This window comes from Vibrio sp. Y176, from assembly GCF_033438945.1.
This window is the reverse complement of the sequence record NZ_JAWOQS010000441.1, coordinates 1-745: the sequence shown is the minus strand read 5'-3', so window position 1 is coordinate 745 and position 745 is coordinate 1. Positions and strand designations below refer to the sequence as shown.

The 745-nt window shown below is 46.2% G+C and carries 1 protein-coding gene; it reads left to right on the top strand.

The annotated features are described in order from the left end of the window. Positions 1-745: LysR family transcriptional regulator (locus R7O13_RS26565; protein WP_318305169.1), on the top strand; the 745-nt coding region annotated here is incomplete at both ends.

The window sequence follows — 745 nt, the reverse complement described above, 5'->3', positions numbered from 1 at the left end:
GCGATAGATCGCAGAGGCAGCTTTGCGGCAGCGGCAATTGAGCTCGATAGAGCACCATCTTCGCTGAGTTACCAAATCCAAAAGCTCGAACAAGATCTCGACATCAATATTTTTGACCGTTCAGGACACAAAGCGCTCTTTACGGAGGCGGGTAAGCTCATTTTGGAAAGAGGGCGTGCAATTCTGCAAGCGAGTGAAAAGTTAGTGAATGATGCGACTTTGCTTGCTAACGGTTGGGAGTTGGATATTACTGTTGCGTTTGATGGCATCATTCCAATTTCAAACTTCTTCCCGATGGTGGATGCGCTGGCGGAAGTAAGCTCGACACGCATTAGGCTGCAAGAAGAAATTCTTGCAGGAAGCTGGGAATCTCTGAATACAGGAAGAGCAGATCTGCTTGTGTGCCCTTCGTTGGATACGTTACCGCAAGAAGTGAAAGCAGAGAAAATTGGCAAGATGTCCATGATTTGGGTTGCGGCAACCGAGCATTACGTTCACAAACGCAGTGGCGAGTTTGATGATTCAGCAAGAGAGAAATACCGAATTATTGCCATTGCAGACACCGCACGCGAACAGCCAGCACTTTCGATAAACATCATTCAAAAGCAACCTAGACTCACTGTTACTAACTTTACAGCAAAAGTAGAAGCATTAACCGCAGGCTTAGGGATTGGTACCTTACCTAGACAAATCGCGCTACCGTTAATAGAAAAAGGCGTACTCAAACAAATTGAAGGCACAGAAG